Here is a 20,327-nt window from a genome sequence, read left to right as displayed (position 1 = left end):
CCCCGCACCCCGCCTGCCCTCGTGCTTTCGGCGCGGCCCGCCTACTCTGAGCGGAGGCCGCGCTGAGGGGTCAGGCCCGATGCTCCCTCGCGCACGCGGCCGTGCGACGCGAGGGGGGGGATGATGGCGACCGAGGACCAGGTCGACAGGTACGCCCGCGTCTCCGCGCTGCTCTCCGGCTTCTTCGACCGAAGCGCCGGCGGCCTGACGGGCGCCGAGGGCGCCGCCGCGGGCACGGTGCGGACGTTCGCGCTCATCTCGATCGGCACCACCGTCGGCTTCACCCTGCGCTACCTCACGTACCCCGGCATCATGACGGGTCCGATGCCCTGGTTCAGCCTGGGTACGCTCCTCGCGTTCGTCGGCGTGCTGCTCCTGGTGCGCGCGGGGCGGCAGCTCGCGGGCGCGGCCCTGTACCTGACCGCCGCCACGATCGGCATGATCGACATGGCGTTCGTGCTGGGCTGGGGTTCGGGCCACCACCTCTACATGATCACGTCCGCGCAGCTGGTGTTCCTCATGTTCACCGACCGTCAGCGGGGCTGGCGCTGGCTGTTCGTGGTGATCTCCGCGACGGCGTTCCTGGTCGCCCAGCTCGCGGCGCCCGGCATCGGGCCGTACGCGGTCGCGAGCGAGCTGAGCGCGGTGTTCGCGGTCAACGCGATCGGTACCGCGACGCTGATGTTCGTCCTGTCCGTGGTCGCGCACTACCGCGCCGGCGCGGCGCGGGCGGAGGTCGCGCGGTACGCCGAGCGAGCGGCCTACCTCGCCAACACGGATCCCCTCACCGGGCTCGCGAACCGTCGCCCCGTCATCGCGCGGCTCGAGCAGCTCGGCAGCGCGGCGGTCGGCACATACTGCGTCGCGATCGCGGACCTCGACCGTTTCAAGGAGCTCAACGACGAGCACGGCCACGCGTGCGGCGACCGGGTCCTCGCGGCGCTCGGCGATCGTTTGCGCGGCGAGGTGCGGGCCGCCGACGAGCTGGGCCGCTGGGGCGGCGAGGAGTTCATCGTGGTGCTCGCGGATACCGAGCTGGCCGACGCAGCCGTCATGATGGAGCGCATGAGAAGGATCGTCCGGGACACCCCGGTCGCGTGCGGCGACCACTCCCATCGCGTCACCCTGTCCATCGGCGTGTCCTCGGGCGTCGCGGACGGCGCCAGCCGCCGCGTGGTCAAGCGCGCCGACGACGCGCTCTACGACGCCAAGCTCGCGGGCCGCGACCGCGTGTGCGCGCGCCCCTACGACGACGCACCCACCGCGCCGACCCCCGTGGTGCGCGGCCGGTGACGGCGGCCACCGACCGCGGCGCCATCCTCTGGGGCCGCGTGATCTCCGCCGTGCTCATCGCGCTGCTCGCGGTGGGCGTCTGCGGCGCGCTCGGCTGGTGGCAGTGGACCCGCGCGTCCACCACCGGTCGCACCGTCCAGCCGGAACCCGCGGTCCCGCTCGCCGAGGTGCTGCTGCCCGCGGAGTCGGCAGGCCTCGCGTACGGCCGCCAGGTCACCGTGACGGGCACCTGGGCGGACGAGGACGCCGCCGTGGTCACCGGCCGCGAGGTCGATGGCGCGGCCGCGGAGATGCTGGTGCGCCCGCTCACCGTCCCCGCGGATCAGACCGGCACCGGCGAGGACGCGACCCTCGCCGTCGTCGTCGGCTGGCGCCCCGAGGGCGACGTCGCGGGGGTCGACGATGCCCCGGGAACCCAGGCGACCATCGAGGGCTATCTCCGGGCGCCCGAGGCGTCCGCCGCATCGTCCACCCCGACGACCGACCCGGCCGAGGGCACCTTCTGGTCCTCCGCGATGGCCACCTCGGAGCTCGCGCAGACCTGGCCCGCGCCGCTCTACAGCGCGCTGCTGGTGTCCTACGACGGCACCGAGACGTGGACCGCGCTCGAGCCGCTGCCGCCGACCACGGAGCTCAACTTCCGGTCCGCCGCGTACGCGCTCGAGTGGTGGCTGTTCGGGGCGTTCGCGCTGTTCATCACCGTGCGCTGGATACGGGACAATGGACGCGTTCCCCCAACCCGAGAGGACGGCGCGTGAGCGACGCTTCCAGCAAGATCCCCGGCGCGCTGCAGCGATACCGCGTCATGGCGTTCGTCACCGGAACGCTGCTGATGATCGTGTTCGTGGGCCTGATCAGGTACATCCCGGGCCTCGAGGATCTCAAGGAGACGCTCGACCCGATCCTCGGGCCCATCGCGATCCTGCACGGGTGGGTGTTCATCGTCTACCTCGCCACGGTCACCCAGCTGTGGATGCTCATGAAGTGGGACCTCGGGCGCCTGGTCTACATGGCCGCCGGCGGCGTGGTCCCCCTGCTGTCGTTCTTCGCCGAGCGCCGCGTGCACGCGGAGGTCTCGGCCCAACTGGAGGAGGCCAAGTGACCGAGACCCAGCACCGTCCCGTCCTCGTCGTCGACTGCGGCGCCCAGTACGCCCAGCTGATCGCGCGCCGCGTGCGCGAGGCGAGCGTCTACTCCGAGGTGGTGCCGCACTCGATGAGCGCGGCGGACATGCTCGCGAAGAACCCCGCCGCGGTGATCCTCTCGGGCGGCCCCTCCTCCGTGTACGAGGACGGCGCCCCGCAGATCGACCCCGCACTGTTCGAGGCCGGCGTCCCCGTCATGGGCATCTGCTACGGCTTCCAGGCCATGGCGCAGGCCATGGGCGGCACCGTCGCGAAGACCGGTCTGCGCGAGTACGGCCGCACCCAGGCGTCCGTGGGCACCGCCGGCACCGCGCTCGCGGGCAGCCCCGCCGTCCAGGAGGTCTGGATGAGCCACGGCGACTCCGTGCAGGAGGCGCCCCCCGGCTTCGACGTCCTCGCCACCACCGAGGGCGCGCCCGTCGCGGCGTTCGAGAACCTCGACAAGCGCATGTGCGGCGTGCAGTGGCACCCCGAGGTCAAGCACTCGCCGCTGGGCCAGCACGCCATCGAGAACTTCCTCTACAACGTCGCGGGCCTGCAGCCCGACTGGACGCCGTCGAACGTCATCGACGAGCAGGTCGAGCTGATCCGTGCGCAGGTGGGCTCCAAGCGGGTCATCTGCGCGCTGTCGGGCGGCGTCGACTCCGCCGTGGCGGCCGCGCTGGTCCAGAAGGCCGTGGGCGACCAGCTCACCTGCATCCACGTCGACCACGGCCTCATGCGCGCCGGCGAGGTCGAGCAGATCGAGAAGGACTTCGTCGCCTCGACCGGCGTGCGCCTCATCATCCGTGACGAGAAGGACCGCTTCCTGGGCGCCCTCGCCGGGGTGTCCGACCCGGAGACCAAGCGCAAGATCATCGGCCGCGAGTTCATCCGCGTGTTCGAGGACTCCGCGCGCCAGGTGGTCGAGGAGGCCGGCGCGCACGGCGAGGACGTCGAGTTCCTGGTCCAGGGCACGCTCTACCCCGACGTGGTCGAGTCCGGCGGCGGCGAGGGTGCCGCGAACATCAAGAGCCACCACAACGTGGGCGGGCTTCCCGACGACCTGCAGTTCTCGCTGGTCGAGCCGTTGCGCGCCCTGTTCAAGGACGAGGTCCGTGCCGTGGGCCGCGAGCTGGGCATCCCCGAGGAGATCGTGGGACGCCAGCCGTTCCCCGGCCCCGGCCTGGGCATCCGCATCATCGGCGAGGTCACGTGGGAGCGCCTCGAGATCCTGCGGCGCGCCGACGCGATCGCCCGTGAGGAGCTCACCAAGGCCGGCCTCGACCAGGAGATCTGGCAGTGCCCCGTGGTGCTGCTCGCCGACGTCCGCTCGGTGGGCGTCCAGGGCGACGGCCGCACCTACGGCCACCCGGTCGTGCTGCGCCCCGTGTCCTCCGAGGACGCTATGACGGCCGACTGGTCGCGCGTGCCCTACGAGGTGCTCGCGCACATCTCCAACCGCATCACCAACGAGGTGGCCGAGGTCAACCGCGTGGTGCTCGACGTCACGAGCAAGCCGCCGGGCACCATCGAGTGGGAGTGAGCTGAACGGACGAGGCCCCGAGCTGATGCTCGGGGCCTCGTCCGTTGCTCGGGGGTGCCGGGCCGGCTGGTGCGGGTCCTGCATGCAGGACCGATCCGCATGCGGTCCTGCATGCAGGAGAGATGTCTCCTGCATGCAGGACGCGCTACTGATCCGTCCTGCGCTCGCCGTCGGCGGGTTCGGGATCGGGGGTGTCGGACACCGGTGCGGTGGCCTCCGCCTCGATGACCTCGGTGTCCGCGGTCTCGTCCCACCGCTGCGCGGGCTCGGCCCACGTGTGACCGTCCGTCTGCGAGCGGGGAGCGGGCATCTCGGCGGTGGGGGCGAGCGGGGCGGCGGAACCACCCGACGGGGCGGAGCCCTCGGGGGCCCCGACCTCGTCGACCGCGGCGACCCGCGCATCGTCCCCCGCGGTGCGGGAGGTGCTCGCGACGGCGGCCCGCTCCTGGCGCGACTGCCGGGACGCGGCGGCGAGCGCGGAGGCGAGCAGCCAGCCGCCCAGCACCACCAGCGCGACGATCGCGAGGACCTCGAGGTCCACGTCGTAGCCGGACAGCGCGGCGATGGTGAACGCGCCGGCCGCGGCCACGATGGCCCCCCAGATGACGCCGGTGACGCGCTCGGCGGCGCCACGGCGGGGACGGATCTCGGCGCTCATCGCGCCACCTCCTCGGACTCCTCGATGATGATGGTCGCGTAGCCGTCGAACGGATCGGCGGTCAGTGCGGCGTCGGTCGCGCCCGGGTTCGACAGCGAGACGCCGGTGCCGTCCCACAGGTCGCACGCGACCTCCCGGTCGGGCCAGTAGACGGTCGCCGAGGCGCCGCCCTTCGTGGTGAGCGTGAAGGACGTGTCCGCGGCCATGCGGACGGTCGTGAACGCCGCCGTGAGCGTCTCCGCGCCCGGGTCCTTCGGGTCGATGCTCACCAGGCCGCGGGACTCGCCGGCTGAGGACGGGACGTCCTCGGTGGCGTAGCAGCCCGACGGCAGCGAGATGGTCGCGTAGTCGCCGTCGAACGCGGACAGCGCGTCGAACGTGTCGATCGGGTCGGGCTCGACCTCGGTGACCGCGTCGCCGGTCGCCTCCTGCGGGCCGCTGCCGAAGCCGTCGACCTGGATCTCGGGCAGGTACTGGTCGGCCCAGCCGTCGCGGAAGTCGTCCGCGTTCGCGATGAGGATCGCCGCGGGGATGAGTCCCACCGCGGACAGGAACGCGAGGAAGCCCATGCGGCGGCCCGTCGCCGCGACCAGCACGAGGATGACGCCCAGGCCGGTGAGGAACAGCGGGCCCCACGCGATCACGGGGTGCACGGCGAGGAGCTCCTGCCAGTCCGCCCACACGATCCCGGCGCCGGAGATCACCAGCCACGCGAGCGTGAGCAGGTAGAAGGGTGCGCCGGGGCCCGGCACCCGCGGCGCGCGCGGCGGGCGGGCGGCGTACGGGGTGCCGTGATGGGCGGGGGACGATGCCGGGGCGGGCTGGGCGGCGGCCGGCGCGTATGCGGGGGGAGGGGTGCCGTAGCTGGACGCCGCGTACGCGGTGGAAGCCGTGGCGGCCGCCTGCTCCGCGGCGGCGTTGGCGGCCGTGACGGCCTCGTCGACCGCGGTCGCGGCGTAGGCGGCGGCGCTCGCGCGCTCCTGCGCACGCTGCTCGTGGCGGGCGGCGCGGTAGGCGTCGCGCTGGGCACGGCGGTCGGCGGCCCACGCCGGCGGCACCGCGTACACGGGCGGCGTGCCCGGGGGCTGCTCGCCGCGCTCGCGGTTGCGGCGCGCCATCATGACGATGAAGAAGATGACGCCGCCGATCACGGCGAGGGGGACCACGACCGCGAGCATCACGGCGAACGCGGTGAGGAGCCCGTGCGCGGGACCGCTGTCCACCGCGTTCCACGGCCAGTTGGCGGTGTCGAACCGGAACGGGCCGCCGGTGTCCCCCAGGCCGATCAGCCCGAGGATCGCGATGATGCCGATGCCCACGAGCGCGCCCACGTTGGGCACCCCGCGCCCGAAGTCCTGGACGACGATCCTGCCCTGGCGGTCGGGCAGCAGCGCCCACGCGGCGGCATACGCGAGCAGCACCACCCCGTTGAGGAAAACTGCGAGCACCACGAGGCCCACACGGGTCCAGGCACGCGACCAGTTCAGGCGCTCGGCGATGCCGCCGGCGACGCCGCTGAACACGCGGGCATCGCTGCGGGTGATGCCCCATCCGCGGATGGTGGCGAAGAACCCTGCCTCGGCGGGAGGGGTCTGCGGTTGAGTCATGGGTCTCTCCTTGTGGATCTTCCTCGAGTCTCGCGCCGCGGTGCGCGGGCCCGCTATGAGGGAGCACCCTGATTCGCACCCTGATCCTGGGGTGCGCCGCGCATCGTCCCGGTGGCCGACGAGCGAGGGCCGGCCGCTGTGCGAAGGTGGTGCCATGACCGCCCCCGCGACCCGCCTGGCGCGGCCGCTGGAGCGTCGCTCCCCGGCCGTGCAGTGGTGGCGCGCCACGGTGGGCCTGGTGCTGCTGGGCATCGCGGCGGCGCTGCTGGTGAAGAAGTACGAGTGGGCGCATCTGGCCTGGTGGCTGATGCCGCTGCTGCTGTTCGTGGTCGCCGTGGTGCTGGTGTGGAGCCCGCTCGAGAACGCGGTGCAGCTCGACGCGCGGCGGCCTGACGTGGGCGGGCTGTTCTCGCGCGACGCGTGGCTGCGGGCGGTGGCGGGTGTGGCGCTCGCGCTGGGCGCGCTCGGCTGGTTCGCGATGGGGACCGGCGGATGGAACCCGGTGGTGCGTGCCGTGGTGGTGCCGATCGTGGTGATCACCGCGCTCGCACTGGTGCTCGCTCCGTGGTGGCTGAGGCTGCTGCGCCAGGTGGGCGTGGAGCGCGAGCGCCGCGTGCGGGAGTTCGAGCGCGCGGAGATCGCCGCGCACCTGCACGACTCCGTGCTGCAGACCCTCACGCTCATCCGCGCGAAGGCGGACGACCCGGCCGCGGTGTCGCGCCTCGCGCGGGCCCAGGAGCGCGACCTGCGCGCCTACCTCTACCAGGACCGGCGCACCACCGACGAGTCGGTGGCCACGGCGCTCGCGACCGTGGTGGCCGAGGTCGAGGATGCTCACGCCGTCGAGGTCGAGGTGGTGACCGTGGGCGACGCGCCCACCACGCCCGGCCTGGCCGCCGCCGTGCGCGCGGTGCGCGAGGCCGTCCTCAACGCGGCGCGCCACGCTCGCGGACCGTACTCGGTCTACGCCGAGGTGACCGCCGCGGGCCTCGAGGTCTTCATCCGCGACGGCGGGCCCGGCTTCGACCTCGCGGCGGTGCCCGCGGGCCGCCTGGGGATCCGCGATTCGATCATCGGGCGCGTGGCCCGTCACGGCGGCACCGCCGAGGTCGCCTCCGCGCCCGGCGGCCGCACCGAGGTCGCCATCACCATGCCCCGGGAGGAGCAGCCATGACCGTGTCCGTGGTGATCGTGGACGACCACGACGTCATCCGAGTGGGGGTTCGCGAGAGCCTGGAGCCCGACATCTCCGTGATCGGGGAGGCGCGCGACGTCGAGTCCGCCGTCGCGGAGATCCGTGCCAAGGCGCCCCAGGTGGTGATCCTCGACGTGCACCTTCCCGGCGGCACCGGAGGAGGTGCGCTCGACGTGCTCGCGGAGGTGCTGCACCATCCCGGCGCGCCCAAGGTGCTCGCGCTGTCCGTATCCGACTCCGCCGAGGACGTGGTCGCGACGGTCCGGGCCGGCGCGCGCGGCTACGTCACCAAGTCGATCTCCGGGCCAGACCTGTCGGATGCGGTGCGCCGCGTCGCCACCGGGGACGCGGTGTTCTCGCCGAGGCTGGCCGGGTTCGTGCTCGACGCGTTCGGCGCGGCGGGCGGCGAGGTGGCCGCGGCGGATGAGGACCTCGACAAGCTCACCGAGCGCGAGCAGGAGGTGATGCGGCTCATCGCGCGCGGCTACACGTACCGCGAGGTGGGGGAGAAGCTTTTCATCTCCATCAAGACTGTGGAGACGCACGTGGGCAAGGTGCTGCACAAGCTGCAGCTGTCCAACCGGCACGAGCTCGCGCATTGGGCGGCGCAGCGCCGAATCGTCTGACCGGCGCTCATCCCTGGTTGAAGAGCGACACCGCGCGCGCGATCACGAGCGCCAGCAGCACGAACCCCGAGAACGCCTGCAGCCCCATCAGCGCCTTGGCGCGCACCGACAGCGGGATCGAGTCGGAGGCGGAGAACGCCATCGAGTTCGACAGCGACGAGTAGAGGTAGTCGCCGAACCTGGGCCGCCAGCCGGCGAGGCGCGAGGAGGCGGCCGCGACCTCCTCGATCGCGTCGTGGTCCTCGTCCTGCGCGAAGCGGATGTCCGCGGGCGGCAGGTCGGCGCGGTCGAGCGCGCGGCGCACGACCGGCCCGCCGCGATCGAGCTCCCACAGCACCAGGGCGAACGCGATGACGTTGGTGAGCCACACCTGCGCGGCGGACAGGAGCAGACGGGTGCCCGACCCGGTGGTGGGCTCGACCAGGGACAGGATCAGCTCGACCAGCATCACCTGGTTCGCGGCGGCGAGCAGCAGCGCCTGGGCGACGGAGATCCCGCGCGTCCACGCGGTCTGCCGATGCATGCGCACCGGGTTGACCACCAGGAGGGGGACGAGGAGCAGCAGCCCGATCCCCACGACCGCGTAGCGCAGCGTCGGCAGGAACGTCGACGGCAGCGCCAGGTAGAGGGCCAAGGCGACCAGCAGCGCGGCGACCGCCGGCCAGCGGTGCTCGCCGCGGGCGCCCTCAGGGATCGCCGTCATGAGGCGATTCTGCCGCGCCTGCTACCCTTGGGGGTACTTGCAGGGTCGATGACGGCCCTCCTGCGTCGCGGATTGCTTCCACTTCTCGCCAGCGCCCGGGGATCCCGGCTGCGCGGCTCGTAGAAATTCTCTTCGGCGAACGAGAGCGGACACCTCCGCCTTCGCCACCAAAGAAGGTGCGCTCGCCCGCCCGGGCGACGTGCGCATCGTCCCCTGCCCGAAAGGCACCTGAATGTCCTCCACCACCTTCGCCGAGCTCGGCGTGCCCGTCCAGCTGACGGACGTCCTCGAGCGCGAGGGCAAGACCCACGCGTTCCCCATCCAGGTGGGCACGCTCCCCGACACGCTCGCCGGACGCGACGTGCTGGGCCGCGGCCGCACCGGCTCCGGCAAGACCCTCGCGTTCTCGCTGCCCACCGCCGCGCGCCTCGGCGCCCGCGGCGGCCGCGCCAAGCCGGGCCGCCCCCGCGCCCTCATCCTGGCGCCCACCCGCGAGCTCGCCACCCAGATCGACGCCGTCATCGCCCCGCTTGCGGAGGCGTTCGGCATGCGCACCACCACCATCTTCGGCGGCGTGAGCCAGCAGCGTCAGGAGCGCGCCCTGCGCGCCGGCGTCGAGATCGTGGTCGCCTGCCCCGGCCGCCTCGAGGACCTCATGGGCCAGGGCCACGTGTCGCTCGACGCCGTCGAGGTCACCGTGCTCGACGAGGCCGACCACATGGCAGACCTGGGCTTCCTGCCCGGCGTCACCCGGATCATGTCCAAGACACCGCAGCGTGGCCAGCGCCTGCTGTTCTCCGCGACGCTGGACAACGGCGTGGACAAGCTGGTCAAGCGGTTCCTGTCCGACCCCGTCACGCACGCGGTCGACTCCGCGGACAGCCCCGTCGAGGCTATGACCCACCACGTGTTCCACGTCGCGGGCGCGGACGCCAAGCGCGACCTCATCCACACGCTCGCGTCGGGCACGTCCCGCCGCATCCTGTTCACGCGCACCAAGCACCAGGCGAAGAAGCTCGCGAAGCAGCTCACCGCCGCCGGGATCCCCGCGGTCGACCTGCACGGCAACCTGTCGCAGAACGCGCGCGACCGCAACCTCGCGGCCTTCGCGGGCGACACCGTCCGCGTGCTGGTCGCCACCGACGTCGCGGCGCGCGGCGTCCACGTCGACGGCGTCGAGCTGGTGGTCCACGTGGACCCGCCGGCCGAGCACAAGGCGTACCTCCACCGGTCCGGCCGCACCGCGCGCGCGGGCTCCGCGGGCGACGTGGTGACCGTCGTGATGCCCGAGCAGCGCCGCGAGACCCAGCAGCTGCTGCGCAAGGCCAACATCACCGTCAAGCCGCAGGAGGTCAGCGCGACGTCGTCGCAGGTGACGCGCCTGGTGGGCGAGGTCGCCGCGTTCGTCGCGCCGACCGCCGCGGGCCCGGTGCCGCAGCCCGCGCAGCGCTCCAAGGCGCCGCGGAACGGCGCGGGTTCGCGTACCGGTGCGGGCTCGGGTGCGGGCTCGGGCTCGGGCGACCAGGCACGCGGCGGCGGTCGTCGTCGTGGTCGTGGCCGCGGTGGTGCGGGTGCCTCGTCCGGGGCCGGCGCCTCGACGGGCGGCTCGCAGCAGCGTGCCCAGCGCCCCGCCACGCGCGGCGGCTCGACCGGTCATGCCGCGTCAGCCGGGAGCACCGGAGGCGCCGCGGCGTTCTCCTCGCGCGGAGGTTCCGGCGTGTCGCGCCGCCGCCGCGCACGATAACGGTGATATCCCTGCTAGGTAGCGTCGCAGGGGTTGTGCCCTGAGGCGGTCCGTCCTATGGTCGGTCCCATGGGGGGCAACGAGGCTGAGGGGCTGATGCGGACCGCCGCGCCGCCAGCGGGCGCGGTCGCGCCCGGTGACGACGGGTTCGTGGGACGGCGCGCGCGCCGCACGCGTGCGCATGAGTACTGGAACGCGCGGCCGTGGTCCGTGCGCCAGCAGGATCGGGAGGCGAATCCCTCGCCGCCCGCTCCGCCGCCGCTCGCCGCGGTGCCTCAGCATGTGGGCCCGTTCGAGCAGACCTCGGCGGGCCTGCCCATGCGCCTCGCGGCCGCCTCGCCCGCCGCGCCGCCGCGTGTCGAGCCCGACGAGGTGATCCAGCTGCCCCGCCAGTCCGGCGAGGTGCCGGTGGTCGCGGATCGTGCCGCGTCGCCCGTCGCGAGCCCGGATCCGTCCCTGCCGACCATGGCCTTCCCGCTCGCGGTGGTGCCCGACCTCGTGTTCGAGCCCGAGAGCGCGTCGGGGGACGATGCGCCGGTCCCGTCGGGCGATCCCGTCGCCGATGCGGTGGTCGCGGGTGTCGTCGCGCCTGCGGCCTCGAGCGAGGCCGACAGCGTCGACGAGGCCCTGGAGATGCTCGTCGCGCTCGCGCCGCATCTCAGCTGCCTCGCGGCGGACGAGGTGCCCGAGGGGCGCGTCACGTTCGCCCGCTGCCACGAGCTGCTCGCGAAGATGCACCGCTCCGTGAGCGACCGCAACGTGTGGCGTGACCTGATCCGGCTGTGCGACGACGATCCGGACCCGGACGTGCGCCGCGCGGCGGACGAGGCGCTCGAGGCGCTCGAGGCGTTCGGCACGTCCCCGAAGGCCTGAGCCCACCTTCGCGCAGCACGGTCCGGGCCGCGACACGCGGGCCTGGACACGTTCACAGGCGAGACCTGGCGGCGTGTCGCTCGTCAGACCGTGCTCAGCGAACTCGGGCGGGGGCGGGGGTCGGAGGCAGCGCCTAGACTTTCCGGGTCATGGATGCGCTCTTCGAACTCGACGGCACCGATCCCTCGGAGCCCCAGCCCGCCACGCCCGCGAACTCCGCTCCCGAGCCCGTCGGGCCCGAGCCGGAGGAGTGGTTCGAGCCCGCGCCCGACGAGGCCTACGAGCCCGAGCCGGAGGACGCGTGGATCCCGCCGGCCCCCATCCTCTCGGGCCACCACCGGCCTGCCGCGGCCGCGAACCGGCCGGTGCGCGACGCATCGTCCCTGGTGGCGGGGCTCAACCCGCCGCAGGCGGAGGCCGTGACCCACGAGGGCGAGGCGCTCCTCATCATGGCTGGCGCCGGGTCGGGCAAGACCCGCGTGCTCACGCACCGCATCGCGCACCTGCTCGAGACCCACCGCGCGCGCCCGCATCAGATCCTCGCGATCACCTTCACCAACAAGGCCGCGGCGGAGATGCGCGAGCGCGTCGAGGCGCTCGTGGGCCCCGGGGCGCGCGGCATGTGGGTCGCGACGTTTCACAGCGCCTGCGTGCGGATCCTGCGCGCGGACCACAAGCTCGCCGGCCTGAGCAGCACCTTCTCGATCTACGACACGTCCGACCAGGTCAACCTCATGAAGCTCGTCATGAAGGAGCTGAACCTCGACCCCAAGAAGTTCACGCCCAAGGCGATCCTGGGGCGGATCGGCAAGTTCAAGGACGAGTTGATCGAACCCGAGGTCGCGCTCGCGGGCGCCTCGATGGCGTCCAAGTTCTCCATCGAGCACGCCGCCGCGACCGCCTATCCGCTGTACCAGCGGCGCCTCGAGGCGGCGAACGCGGTGGACTTCGACGACATCATCGTGAAGACGGTCGCGCTGCTGCAGCACCACCCCCAGGTGGCGCGCGCCTACCGCGAGCGCTTCCGCCACATCCTGGTCGACGAGTACCAGGACACGAACCACGCCCAGTACGTCCTGGTGCGCGAGCTCGTGGGCCCGTCGGACGACGCGAGCCTGCCGGCCGGCGAGCTCACCGTCGTGGGTGACGCGGACCAGTCGATCTACGCGTTCCGCGGCGCCACCATCCGCAACATCATGGAGTTCGAGAAGGACTACCCGAACGCGCACCTGGTGCGCCTCGAGCAGAACTACCGCTCCACGCAGAACATCCTCACCGCCGCCAACACGGTCATCCAGAACAACGCGGACCGCCGCCCCAAGAACCTGTGGACCGACTCGGGCGCGGGGGAGAAGATCAAGGGCTACGCCGCGGACACCGAGCAGGGCGAGGCGCAGTACATCGCGACCGAGATCAAGCGACTCATGGACGAGGACGGCGTCGCGCCCACCGACATCGCCATCATGTATCGCGCCAACGCGCAGTCCCGCGCCGTCGAGGAGCGCTTCATCCGCGCCGAGATCCCCTACAAGGTGGTCGGCGGCACGCGCTTCTACGAGCGCAAGGAGATCAAGGACATGCTCGCGTACCTCGCCGCCGTGGTGAACGAGGACGACGACGTCGCGACCCGCCGCATCATCAACGAGCCCAAGCGCGGGATCGGTGACACCGCGGTCGAGGCGGTCGAGGGCGTGCGGCGCGGCCTGGTGGCCGCGGGCGAGGCGGCCAGCTTCGGCACCGCGCTGCGCCGCCTGGACGATGCGCCGATCCAGGCCCGCTCGCAGCGTGCCATCGCGGACTTCGTGCGGCTGATGGACGACCTGCGCGCGCTCGCGGCGGACAACGGCCCGGCGGGTGTGCTCGACGCCATCGCGGACCGCACCGGCCTGCTGGCCGCCCTGCGGTCGAGCGAGGACCCCCAGGACGCGAGCCGGATCGAGAACATCATGGAGCTCGTGGCCGTGGGCCGCGAGTTCTCCGAGGAGAACCCCGAGGGCACGCTCGCGGACTTCCTCGAGAAGGTCGCGCTGGTCGCGGACGCGGACCAGGTCCCCGACACCGACGGCACCGGCGGCGTGGTCACCATGATGACGCTCCACACCGCCAAGGGCCTCGAGTTCCCCGTGGTGTTCCTCACCGGCATGGAGGACGGCACGTTCCCCCACATGCGGTCGATCGAGTCGGGCGACACCAAGGACATGGAGGAGGAGCGTCGCCTCGCCTACGTGGGCCTCACCCGCGCCCGCGAACGCCTCTACCTCACGCGCGCCGAGGCCCGCTCGAGCTGGGGCGCCCCGCAGTACTTCACCGCGAGCCGGTTCGTCGAGGAGATCCCCGCGGAGCTCATGGAGTGGACCCGTGCCGCGGTGACCATGTCCTCGCTGCGCGCGCAGTCCGACCGCGGCACGTCGCGTGGCGGCGCGTGGTCGGGCATGGGCTACGGCTCGGGCGGTCACGGCGGCAACCAGGATCGCGAGGACGGCAACACGTACGCGCGCGCCGGCGCCGTCAGGAGCCGCCGCGTGCCTCCCAGCCCGCCGGGCGTCGGCTCGGGCGACATCGGTTTCGAGGTGGGCGAGCGCGTCCTCCATGACAAGCACGGCATGGGCAAGGTGGTCGGCACCGAGGGCGTGGGTCGCAACGCCGTGGTGAAGGTCGACTTCGGCGGCGAGGTCAAGCGGCTGGTCCTGCGCTTCAACTCCCTCGACAAGCTGTAGCACCCGGCGCTAGCGTTCCCCCAGGTAGGCGTCGATGCCGAGCCTCGAGGGGGGGGACGATGCGCGGGTGGGCATGGGCGGGAGCGGTCGCCGTGGCGGCGGTCGTGGCGGCGCTGGCGGTGCCGTGGGTGCCGGCGGCTTCCGCCACCACGGTGCCCGTCGAGCGCGAGTGGACGCTCACGGACGAGGAGTCCGGCCATTGCGTCGACGTCGGCTTCTCGACCACCCTCGAGGGAACGGAGCGGCGCCCGGTGATCGCGGCGCTGCCCTGGCGCGTGTGGACGGACACGTCGCTCGTGGGCGACACGGTCGCGAGCGTGCACGCCGGGACCGGATGCGAGGGCACCGGCGAGCTCTCGGCGCTGGACGCGGGGATCGTGGTGGGCGACGCGACCTGCGGCCAGTGGGACTTCGGGCCGCCGTCGATGGGCGACACGCTCGGCGAGACCACGTTCGGATGTGACAACTCCTCGATCCGCCTCGACGTGGGCAACCTCGACCCCGCCGAGGGCATGGAGATGCATCAGGAGATCTACCCGTGGTGGGGGATCGGCCGCGACGGCTGCATCGACGTCATCGCGTGGGCGGACATCAACTGGACTCTCGGCGAGGGCGGTCACGCGTCCGGCGTCGGCCTGCCGGGAGCCGAGACCTTCTGCCTGTCCGACGCGGGCTGAACCGCCGCATCGTCCCTCGCGCGCGACGCGGTCCGCCGCCCGCCGCTAGGCTCGTCGTGGACCGTTACCCCAGGAGGATGGCATGTCGGACAAGACCTCGAAGGTGTCGATCGTCGGCGCGGGCGCCGTGGGCTCGACCCTCGCCTACGCAGGCCTGATGCGCGGATTCGCGCGAACCGTCGCGCTGTACGACATCAACACCGCGAAGGTCGAGGCGGAGGCCCTCGACCTGGCGCAGGGCATCCAGTTCATGCCCGAGGCGACGGTGCTCGGCTCCTCGGACATCGGCGTGGTCGAGGACTCCGACGTGGTGGTCATCACCGCCGGCGCGAAGCAGCAGCCCGGCCAGACCCGCATGGACCTCGCCGGCGCGACCATCTCCCTCATGGACAAGGTGCTGCCGCCCCTGCTCGAGGTCGCGCCCGACGCCATCTACATCCTGGTGACCAACCCCGTCGACGTGGTGACGTACGCCGCGATCAAGAAGTCCGGCATGGACCCGAGCCGCATGTTCGGCTCCGGCACCGCGCTCGACACGTCGCGCCTGCGCCACCAGGTCGCGAAGTACTGCGACATCGCGGTGGGCAACGTGCACGCATACATCGCGGGCGAGCACGGCGACTCCGAGGTGGCGCTCTGGTCCTCGGCGACCATCGGCGGCCAGCCGCTCATGGAGTGGCGCGGCCGCGACGGCGAGATCGTGATGACGCCCGAGGTGCGCGAGCAGATCCACCACGACGTGATGCGCTCCGCGTACACGATCATCGAGGGCAAGGGCGCGACCAACTACGCCGTCGGCGCCGCGGGCGCGCGCATCGTCGAGGCGGTGCTGGGCGACCAGCGGCGCATCATGCCGGTCTCGACCCTCATCGACTACCCGGGCGTCGGCGAGGTCTGCATGTCGCTGCCCGCCGTGATCGGCCGCAACGGCATCGAGCACCAGGCCACCACCCCGATGGACGACTCGGAGAGGGCGCTGCTCGAGGCGTCCGCCCGCTCCATCAAGGAGACCGCTCAGCGCTTCGGGGTCGGCTGACCCCACCGCGCCACACGGCACGATGCGCCGGGAGCCCGAGGCTCCCGGCGCATCGTCCGTTGTAGGCGTCAGACCCCCACGAGCTCCTTCTCGCGCGGCGGCTCGGGAGCCGCGCCCTCGATCCGGACCTGCGGGATCCAGCCGAGCCAGCGCGGCAGGGTCCAGTTGTGGCGGCCCAGCAGCGTCATGATGGACGGCACCAGGACCGTGCGGACCACGGTCGCGTCGATGATGACCGCGGCGGCGAGCCCGAAGCCCATCTGCTGGAACTCCGCGAGGTCGCCGAGCGCGAAGCCCAGGAACACCGCGACCATGATGAGCGCCGCGCCAGTGATGAGCGAACCCGTGCGGGACAGGCCGAACACCACGGATTCGCGGGTGTCGCCGGTGCGGTCGTAGTGCTCCTTGATGCGGCTGATGAGGAACACGTGATAGTCCATCGACAGCCCGAACAGCACCGCGAACAGGAACAGGGGCAGCCATGGCGCGATGCCGTCGACCTGCGCGAAGCCGAACAGCTCCGCGCCCCAGCCCCACTGCGACACCGCGGTGAGGAGGCCGAGCGCCGCGCCCGCGGAGAGCACGTTGAGCACGATCGCGGTGAGCGGGATGGCGAGCGTGCGGAATGCGACCAGCAGCAGCACGAACGTCGCGCCGAGCACCGTGAGCACCACCCACGGGGCGTAGTCGAGGATGGTCGCGGTGAAGTCGTCGGACTCCGCCTGGTCGCCGCCCACGTAGGCGACCGCGTCCGTCCCGTCGAGCGCGGCCGGGACCATGACGGTCCGGAGACGCTCGATCGCCTGCTCGGCCTCGACGGAGGAGGCGTCGTTGACGTCGCGGGTGTCGATGAACGCCGCGTCGCCGTGCCAGTCGACGGCGGTCTCGGCGAAGGCCGGGTCGTCCTCGATGGTGCGCGCGAGCCGCTCCACCTGGACGGTCGCGGACCCGGCGTCGTCGATCGCGACCACCGTGCCGCTCTGGCCCTGGCCGAACTGGTCGACCAGCACCTCGGAGGCCTGCCGCATCTCGTTGTCCGCGGGCAGCGACTCGACGCCCGCGAAGGTGAGGCGCATGGAGAGGAACGGCAGCGCGAGCGCGACGAGCACCGCGAGCCCCAACCCGGCTGAGATCGCGGGGCGCGCGATGACGGTGCGCGCGATCGCGGTCCACGCCTTGGGCTCGCGACCCGGGTGGGCGGTAGGGACGCGCCCGCGGTTGACGCGGTGACCCAGGAGGCGCAGCACCGCGGGCAGCAGCGTGAGCGCCGCGATCACGGACATGATCGCCACCAGGATCGCGCCGGCGCCGAGCGAGCGCATGATGGTCGACGGCACCAGCAGCAGACCGATCAGGGAGATCACCACGGTGATGCCCGAGAACATGACGGCGCGGTTGGCGGTCGAACCGGTGACCGCGACGGCGTCCTTGACCGTGCGGCCGTGCGCAAGCTCCTCGCGGAAGCGCTGCACCGCGACCAGGCTGTAGTCGATGCCGAGCGCGAGCCCCATCATCGTGATCATGTTGACGATGAAGAACGACAGCTCGAACACCTGACCGACGATCGCGGTCGCGCCGAGCGCCGTCACGATCGACACGGCGGCGACCATGAGCGGCAGGCCGGCGGCGACCAGCGCGCCGAACACCACCACGAGGATCACCAGCGCCACCGAGATGCCGATCATCTCGCCCCGCGCGAGCGAGTCCTCCGCGATCGCGTCGAACGCCTGCTGCGCGGTGACCTCGCCCAGGTTGAGCAGGGTGAAGCCCTCGACGTCGGCGGCCGCGGTCGCACGCTGGATCTCGAGCGCGACGGCGTCCTCGTCGTCCGGCATCACCTCTGCGGTGACGAGCGCCGCGGTGCCGTCCTCGGAGACGGGGAACGGCTGGTCGGTGGTCAGTGCGGTCACCTCGACCACACCGGGGATGGCGTCGAGGCCCGCGACCACGCCGGCGATCACCTTGTCGAAGGCCGGGTCGCCGAAGGTCGCGCTGTCCGCGCGGACCACCACGGTCTCGCTCTCGGTGGCGGAGGCGCTGCCGCGCAGCTCCTGGTTGCGGTCGTCGGCCTCCTGCGAGTCGGTGGCGACCAGCACGCGGTCGTCCTGCGTGAGGCTGTCGCCCAGCCCCCCGGCGGCGAGCACGGCGGCGGCGATCGCCACCAGCCAGGCCGCGATGGTCAGCCACGGCCGGGCGGCCGCGCCTCGGGCGATCCGCCCGGTCAGTCCGATGTTCATGGGTCCTCCCCCTGTGGGTGCCGCGGTGGGGCCGGGTGGCCCGGGTGCGGCTCTCTCGAACGTAGGCAGCGACCGCGGCGTGGCGCGGCCCGCTTCCGGATGAATCGTGGGCCTCGCGCGGGTGAAGAGCCGTGTGACCCTCATGGGGGATTCGTGCGTGCGCCTCCCCCGTCCGGGGGAAGGGTCCCATCCGTGGGAATGAGGACGCCGGGTGCCCTCGCCCGGCACCATGTCCGTATGGATCTGGTCCGCACCTACTTCGCCGCCTCATGGGAGGCGCGCACCTGGACCGCGATCGGCTACCTGCTCATCTCGCTGCCGATCGCGATCGTGCTGTTCGTCTACGCGGTCACCATGTACGCGCTCGGCGTGGGCCTCGCGGTGCTGTGGGTCGGGCTGCTGATCCTGCTCGCGGTGCAGGCCTCGCTGCGGCCCATCCAGAGCTTCGAGCGCGGCCTCGCCAACGCCCTCATCGACGCGTGCGTGCTGCCCCCGGCGCCCATGCGCGTGCCGCAGGGCGGGCGGGTCAAGCGCGCGCTCGCGCCGTTCCACGACGTGCCCTCGTGGCGCGCGCTCGGGTGGATCGCGGGGCGCATCGTGCTCGCGCCGCTGGGGTTCGCGGTGGCGGTGGTGGCGCTCGTGGTGCCGGTGTCGCTGATCGCCGCCGTGGTGATCGCGCTGGCGTACCAGACCGGGCTGCTCGACGCGCTGGGGTGGGGCACCGTGGACGCCGAGGCGCGCGCGGTGGTCGACACCGTCACCTTCTGGGTCGCGGTCGGCAGCCCCGTGGTGCTGGTGGTCGCGCACCTGCCCGCGTGGGCGGTGCGCGGGATGGCCGGCGTGCATGTGGTGGCCGCGCGCGGCTCGCTCGGGCTGTGCGACACCGACATCGCGAAGGCCGCGACCGCGCGCGCCGAGCTCGCCGAGGAGCAGGTGCGGATCGACCAGGAGCTGCACGACAGCATCGGCCACATGATCACCATGAACATCGTCCAGGCGGGCGCGGGCGCCCACGTGTTCGACACCGACCCGGAGTTCGCCCGCCAGGCGCTGAGGAACATCGAGGAGCGCGGCCGCGCCGCCATGGGCGAGCTCGACCGCATCATCGCGACCATCCGCGGCGAGCAGGCGGAGCGCGCGCCGCTGCCCACGCTCGCCGACATCCCCCGCTTCATCGACGCCGCCCGCGAGGCCGGCATGACGGTCGACGCGGAGGTCGACGTGGTGGCGGTGCCTCCCGCGCTCGGGCGCGCGGCCTTCGGGATCGTGCGGGAGTCGCTCACCAACGCGGCGCGCCACGCGCCCGGCGCGACCGTCCGGGTGAGGGTCGCGCGGGAGGACGATGCCCTGGGCATCGAGGTGGTCAACGGCGCCCCGGTCGGGGAGCGGGTGGGCGGCGGCACCGGCCGCCGGCACGGCGTCTCGGGGATGCGCGACCGCGTCACGCTGCTGGGCGGGCGCACCGCGATCGGTCCCACGGCGGACGGCGGCTACCGGGTGATGGCGCTGCTGCCGCTCGAGGCGGCGCTCCGCACGGCACCCGTGGGGTCCCCGTGGGACGATCTGCGCGTGGAGGTGGACGCGTGAGGGTGGCGATCGTCGACGACGATCCGCTGGTCCGGATGGGCCTGCGCGCGATCGTCGGCTCGGAACCGGGCTGGGAGGTCATCGGCGAGGCGGGCGACGGCGCCGAGGCGGTCACGCTGGCCACGCGTGAGAAGCCCGACGTCGTGCTCATGGACATCCGCATGCCGGGCGTCGACGGGCTGACAGCGACCCGCGAGATCGTGGCGGCGGGGGTGCCCACGCGCGTGCTGGTGCTCACCACGTTCGAGGTCGACGAGTACGTGTTCGACGCGATGCGCTCGGGCGCCTCGGGGTTCGTGCTCAAGCGGGTGCCGCCCGCGGAGCTCATCGAGTCCATCCGCGTGGTCGCGTCCGGGCAGTCACTGCTGTTCCCCGCATCGACGCGCGCCGTCATCGAGCGGTTCGCGACGGCGGGCACGCAGAGCCTTCCCGACCTCACCGAACGGGAGCAGGACGTGCTCCGCGCGCTCGCGCGGGGCCGCTCGAACGGTGAGATCGCGTCGGAGCTGTTCGTGGCGGTGGAGACCGTGAAGTCGCACGTCGCCTCGATCCTCATGAAGCTCGGGGTGCGCGACCGCACGCAGGCTGTGATCGTGGCGTACGAGAGCGGCTTCGTGTCCCCGGGCGACACCGCGCCCTGACCCCGCCGTCACTTCGCTGAGCACGGTCTGGCGCGCGACACGCGGAGCCTGCCCGCGCATCCC

The 20,327-nt window shown here is 72.7% G+C and carries 17 protein-coding genes; 13 read left to right on the top strand and 4 right to left on the bottom strand.

Features of this window, described 5'->3' with window-relative positions; genetic code table 11:
* Positions 1 to 123 precede the first annotated feature (123 nt).
* From AOM01_RS11880 to guaA, 4 genes are read left to right on the top strand one after another with little or no spacing between them, the layout of a single operon-like run.
* The gene (locus tag AOM01_RS11880; RefSeq protein WP_169746560.1) at positions 124 to 1,293 is read left to right on the top strand and encodes a GGDEF domain-containing protein; all 1,170 of its coding nucleotides are present in this window, start codon (positions 124 to 126) and stop codon (positions 1,291 to 1,293) included.
* Positions 1,290 to 2,051: an SURF1 family protein gene (locus AOM01_RS11875; RefSeq protein ID WP_062293789.1), complete on the top strand. Its 762-nt coding sequence runs from the start codon at positions 1,290 to 1,292 to the stop codon at positions 2,049 to 2,051. The genes AOM01_RS11880 and AOM01_RS11875 overlap by 4 nt, the downstream gene beginning before the upstream one ends.
* The gene (locus AOM01_RS11870) at positions 2,048 to 2,395 is read left to right on the top strand and encodes a DUF3817 domain-containing protein (protein WP_062293785.1); all 348 of its coding nucleotides are present in this window, start codon (positions 2,048 to 2,050) and stop codon (positions 2,393 to 2,395) included. The genes AOM01_RS11875 and AOM01_RS11870 overlap by 4 nt, the downstream gene beginning before the upstream one ends.
* A complete protein-coding gene (gene guaA / locus AOM01_RS11865; protein ID WP_062293782.1) occupies positions 2,392 to 3,963 on the top strand; it encodes a glutamine-hydrolyzing GMP synthase in 1,572 nt (523 codons plus the stop codon). The genes AOM01_RS11870 and guaA overlap by 4 nt, the downstream gene beginning before the upstream one ends.
* Positions 3,964 to 4,108: 145 nt before the next feature.
* Here guaA and AOM01_RS11860 read toward each other — a convergent pair whose 3' ends face one another.
* Both AOM01_RS11860 and AOM01_RS11855 read right to left on the bottom strand, forming a co-directional pair.
* Entirely contained in the window at positions 4,109 to 4,621 is a 513-nt protein-coding gene (locus AOM01_RS11860; protein WP_062293779.1) for a hypothetical protein, read from the bottom strand.
* Positions 4,618 to 6,228 carry a PspC domain-containing protein gene (locus tag AOM01_RS11855; RefSeq protein ID WP_062293776.1) on the bottom strand — a complete coding sequence of 537 codons (1,611 nt, stop codon included), beginning with the start codon at positions 6,226 to 6,228 and terminating at the stop codon, positions 4,618 to 4,620. The genes AOM01_RS11860 and AOM01_RS11855 overlap by 4 nt, the downstream gene beginning before the upstream one ends.
* Positions 6,229 to 6,382: 154 nt before the next feature.
* On the opposite strand from AOM01_RS11855, the gene AOM01_RS14635 reads away from it, so the two are divergent.
* Positions 6,383 to 7,402 carry a sensor histidine kinase gene (locus AOM01_RS14635; protein WP_062293773.1) on the top strand — a complete coding sequence of 340 codons (1,020 nt, stop codon included), beginning with the start codon at positions 6,383 to 6,385 and terminating at the stop codon, positions 7,400 to 7,402.
* A complete protein-coding gene (locus AOM01_RS11845; RefSeq protein WP_062293770.1) occupies positions 7,399 to 8,049 on the top strand; it encodes a response regulator in 651 nt (216 codons plus the stop codon). The genes AOM01_RS14635 and AOM01_RS11845 overlap by 4 nt, the downstream gene beginning before the upstream one ends.
* A 7-nt stretch (positions 8,050 to 8,056) precedes the next feature.
* Here AOM01_RS11845 and AOM01_RS11840 read toward each other — a convergent pair whose 3' ends face one another.
* Positions 8,057 to 8,752, bottom strand: coding sequence for a hypothetical protein (locus AOM01_RS11840; RefSeq protein WP_062293767.1), 696 nt, complete (start codon positions 8,750 to 8,752; stop codon positions 8,057 to 8,059).
* Between the two features lie 232 nt (positions 8,753 to 8,984).
* Here AOM01_RS11840 and AOM01_RS11835 point away from each other — a divergent pair, with 232 nt between their 5' ends.
* The 5 genes from AOM01_RS11835 to AOM01_RS11815 all read left to right on the top strand — a co-directional run bounded on the left by AOM01_RS11835 (position 8,985) and on the right by AOM01_RS11815 (position 15,799).
* On the top strand, positions 8,985 to 10,496 hold the full coding sequence (locus AOM01_RS11835; RefSeq protein WP_082110228.1) for a DEAD/DEAH box helicase: 1,512 nt from the start codon (positions 8,985 to 8,987) through the stop codon (positions 10,494 to 10,496).
* Between the two features lie 69 nt (positions 10,497 to 10,565).
* Positions 10,566 to 11,369, top strand: coding sequence for a hypothetical protein (locus AOM01_RS11830; protein WP_062293764.1), 804 nt, complete (start codon positions 10,566 to 10,568; stop codon positions 11,367 to 11,369).
* A 149-nt stretch (positions 11,370 to 11,518) separates the two neighbouring features.
* Positions 11,519 to 14,086: a DNA helicase PcrA gene (gene pcrA, locus AOM01_RS11825; protein ID WP_062293762.1), complete on the top strand. Its 2,568-nt coding sequence runs from the start codon at positions 11,519 to 11,521 to the stop codon at positions 14,084 to 14,086.
* 59 nt (positions 14,087 to 14,145) lie between these two features.
* Positions 14,146 to 14,763, top strand: a complete 618-nt coding sequence (locus tag AOM01_RS11820) for a hypothetical protein (RefSeq protein WP_062293759.1) — start codon at positions 14,146 to 14,148, stop codon at positions 14,761 to 14,763.
* An 82-nt stretch (positions 14,764 to 14,845) separates the two neighbouring features.
* Entirely contained in the window at positions 14,846 to 15,799 is a 954-nt protein-coding gene (locus AOM01_RS11815; protein WP_062293756.1) for an L-lactate dehydrogenase, read from the top strand.
* 68 nt (positions 15,800 to 15,867) lie between these two features.
* Here the strand turns inward: AOM01_RS11815 and AOM01_RS11810 are convergent, their stop codons facing one another.
* Positions 15,868 to 18,036 carry an MMPL family transporter gene (locus AOM01_RS11810; RefSeq protein WP_062293754.1) on the bottom strand — a complete coding sequence of 723 codons (2,169 nt, stop codon included), beginning with the start codon at positions 18,034 to 18,036 and terminating at the stop codon, positions 15,868 to 15,870.
* A 237-nt stretch (positions 18,037 to 18,273) separates the two neighbouring features.
* Here AOM01_RS11810 and AOM01_RS14460 point away from each other — a divergent pair, with 237 nt between their 5' ends.
* Positions 18,274 to 19,623, top strand: a complete 1,350-nt coding sequence (locus AOM01_RS14460; RefSeq protein ID WP_062293751.1) for a sensor histidine kinase — start codon at positions 18,274 to 18,276, stop codon at positions 19,621 to 19,623.
* Positions 19,620 to 20,264 (top strand): response regulator, encoded by a 645-nt coding sequence (locus tag AOM01_RS11800; RefSeq protein WP_082110226.1) that lies wholly within the window; start codon positions 19,620 to 19,622, stop codon positions 20,262 to 20,264. Before AOM01_RS14460 ends, AOM01_RS11800 begins: the two co-directional genes overlap by 4 nt.
* Positions 20,265 to 20,327: the final 63 nt, after the last annotated feature.

Source organism: Demequina phytophila, from assembly GCF_000971135.1.
GTDB classification, from domain to species: domain Bacteria; phylum Actinomycetota; class Actinomycetes; order Actinomycetales; family Demequinaceae; genus Demequina; species Demequina phytophila.
This window is presented reverse-complemented; position numbering and strand designations above follow the sequence as displayed.

Excerpts from the sequence above, each read along its gene's own strand:
- AOM01_RS11880 (WP_169746560.1), top strand. The coding sequence starts at position 124 with ATGGCGACCGAGGACCAGGTCGACAGGTACGCCCGCGTCTCCGCGCTG.
- AOM01_RS11860 (WP_062293779.1), bottom strand. The coding sequence starts at position 4,621 with ATGAGCGCCGAGATCCGTCCCCGCCGTGGCGCCGCCGAGCGCGTCACC.
- AOM01_RS11855 (WP_062293776.1), bottom strand. The coding sequence starts at position 6,228 with ATGACTCAACCGCAGACCCCTCCCGCCGAGGCAGGGTTCTTCGCCACC.
- AOM01_RS14635 (WP_062293773.1), top strand. The coding sequence starts at position 6,383 with ATGACCGCCCCCGCGACCCGCCTGGCGCGGCCGCTGGAGCGTCGCTCC.
- AOM01_RS11845 (WP_062293770.1), top strand. The coding sequence starts at position 7,399 with ATGACCGTGTCCGTGGTGATCGTGGACGACCACGACGTCATCCGAGTG.
- AOM01_RS11840 (WP_062293767.1), bottom strand. The coding sequence starts at position 8,752 with ATGACGGCGATCCCTGAGGGCGCCCGCGGCGAGCACCGCTGGCCGGCG.
- AOM01_RS11835 (WP_082110228.1), top strand. The coding sequence starts at position 8,985 with ATGTCCTCCACCACCTTCGCCGAGCTCGGCGTGCCCGTCCAGCTGACG.
- AOM01_RS11830 (WP_062293764.1), top strand. The coding sequence starts at position 10,566 with ATGGGGGGCAACGAGGCTGAGGGGCTGATGCGGACCGCCGCGCCGCCA.
- pcrA (WP_062293762.1), top strand. The coding sequence starts at position 11,519 with ATGGATGCGCTCTTCGAACTCGACGGCACCGATCCCTCGGAGCCCCAG.
- AOM01_RS11820 (WP_062293759.1), top strand. The coding sequence starts at position 14,146 with ATGCGCGGGTGGGCATGGGCGGGAGCGGTCGCCGTGGCGGCGGTCGTG.
- AOM01_RS11815 (WP_062293756.1), top strand. The coding sequence starts at position 14,846 with ATGTCGGACAAGACCTCGAAGGTGTCGATCGTCGGCGCGGGCGCCGTG.
- AOM01_RS11810 (WP_062293754.1), bottom strand. The coding sequence starts at position 18,036 with ATGAACATCGGACTGACCGGGCGGATCGCCCGAGGCGCGGCCGCCCGG.
- AOM01_RS14460 (WP_062293751.1), top strand. The coding sequence starts at position 18,274 with ATGGATCTGGTCCGCACCTACTTCGCCGCCTCATGGGAGGCGCGCACC.